Annotated in this window: 1 protein-coding gene; it reads right to left on the bottom strand. The window is 31.0% G+C overall.

Annotated elements, in window-relative coordinates; genetic code table 11:
- Window positions 1-173: 173 nt before the first annotated feature.
- Complete coding sequence (locus tag H0V01_07660; GenBank protein ID MBA2583245.1) at window positions 174-734, bottom strand: hypothetical protein; 561 nt, start codon at window positions 732-734, stop codon at window positions 174-176.
- Window positions 735-2149: the final 1415 nt, after the last annotated feature.

The raw sequence follows: 2149 nt of genomic DNA on the forward strand, positions 1-2149 counted from the left end.
TTGGTTTGCAAACAGCTCTTTTATAATTTCATGTTTCTCCGACTCGCTGAAAAGTCTATTCGATTTTTGAATGATTTTTTTGTCCATTTTACACTTTTTTAGTGTAAACCTATTTCAGGACAAGACATGGGGATACACAATAATCATAACTACATATCAATCAATTATTAAAATTAAAAATTATAATCTAATGTTATAAATAGAAATCTTCCATCCATATATTCAATACGTTTGCTATGTTCTAGACTAGGTGTAATATTTATAGTAATACCAGTTGTTAAACTAATATTATTAGTAATAAAAAATTGCCAAGCAGGTGATATACCACCTCCATAATTATACGTGCGGTACTTTATCCAATATTCAGTGAGTCCTATCAATTCAGCTCCTAATAAAAAATTATTTTTTCCACCTACAGGAAACACTCTTTCAATACCAATTTTTCCTAATAAACCATTATAAACGTATTTGTATCCTTGTTCATCTTTTCTGGAAGTATAATTAAATTCTAATCCGCTTTTTAGATTATATTTTCTGTATTTTCTGTTGTAATTTAACATATAAAGATATGGATATCGCAATCCCCAAGATATAGGTGTTAAAGAAAATGGAACAATGTTAACTCCAAATGAAATTTTATTCATTGATTCGTTTCGAACCTTTAAATCTTCTTGGCTTTTTACAGAATCAACAAATAAAATTGTCACAAAAAAAAGTAAAACTATTTTTTTCATTATTAAATGTTTTGTTATTAATCAAATATAATATTTAATTCTTTGTAGAAGCCAATTACTTTCCTGAAATATATATGCAGGCACTTGCGCTGTGGAAATAGCTCTTTTCATTTTTCTGTGTGATGGGCCGTGAATAAGGGGAAAATGGAAAGTGCTATTTTTGCGCTGGCAATATTAATTTTTTAGTGCGTGAGGAAAAAAAACAAGCACGAAGCGATGGCATCTCCAGGTTTTGAAAGTTTGCAGAAAACTTCTTAAATGCTAAAAGCCAAAACAGCCAGAAAGTCTCTTGGAGATTGCGGTCCAAGAGGCTGCCGCATAACGGTATTTGCATATATGCAGGTGGCGGTTATAGCACCGAACCAAAAACCGCTGGCAGCAAAGTTAATAGAAATACAAGGCTTTGCAATAGAGTACCTAGACCGCCACTTGCAAATATGCAATGTTAGCTGTTGGCATTTCCCACTTGTCTAGGAAGTCACGATTAGTTGCGAATAGCACAACGTTAATGAATAGTGACAGTTACAGCGTGGGTTGTGTGTTTTGTTTTTTTAAGGGGTGGGGATAAAAAAATTGAAATCTAGCCTGGGGAAGGAAGAAGGGAAGCTTATTTACAATTTTTGGTTTGCGTGATGGGTTTTTGAGGGAATTGTGAATGTGCTTACCTGTGCGTATGGGTTTTCGTTCCTGACTTTCATGGTTAGTAATGAATTTTCATTGGGTCATATTTCCTTTCTGTTTGGTTTAACATAGGTCTGTCATACAACTTAGATTAGATTATGATATCGTTTGAATAGGGAGATTAAAGGCAAGTAATAACGGAGTATCTTTGGAGTAATATCGGAGTAAGTATGGAGTAAAAGAAATATTTAATTTTTTCTGAACCGAATACCCTTGGAAATTATTGTGGGACTACCGGTAACTAAGTACAAAAATGTAAAGTTGCTTTTAAAGCAATTTTCTATTAAAAAAAATACGTTTTCTGAGGAGCTTTATTGTAAAACTAAGTTTATGGAAAATATAATTGGAAATAAGAAAAATGAAACTGTTAATTGTAAAATCTTTTATACATTGACAATAAACAATTTGTGAAAAGCAACTCCAGTTTATCACTTTTACCTTTTCTATGTTTATTCAGATAACGTAATATTCAAAAAACGTAAATAATACCAATCTATTGAAAACAATCAATTGTTAATAACTTAAACAAATGAAATTCTAATTCTTCCTTTTTATTTGTATTTCTCCTATATATTTACGTTTTTAACAGATAAATATAAATTTTATTCTGTAGTCGGTAATCAACAATGCACAGAAAATGGTAAATAAGAGTGCACAGAAAATGGAAACAAGAGTGCACAATTTGGTCAAAGGTATATCATTTGTTTTTAGGTTCAAAAATTGTTTTTCTATTT

It is taken from the genome of Bacteroidota bacterium, assembly GCA_013696965.1.
Lineage (GTDB): Bacteria > Bacteroidota > Bacteroidia > JACCXN01 > JACCXN01 > JACCXN01.

Excerpts from the sequence above, each read along its gene's own strand:
- H0V01_07660 (MBA2583245.1), bottom strand. The coding sequence starts at position 734 with ATGAAAAAAATAGTTTTACTTTTTTTTGTGACAATTTTATTTGTTGAT.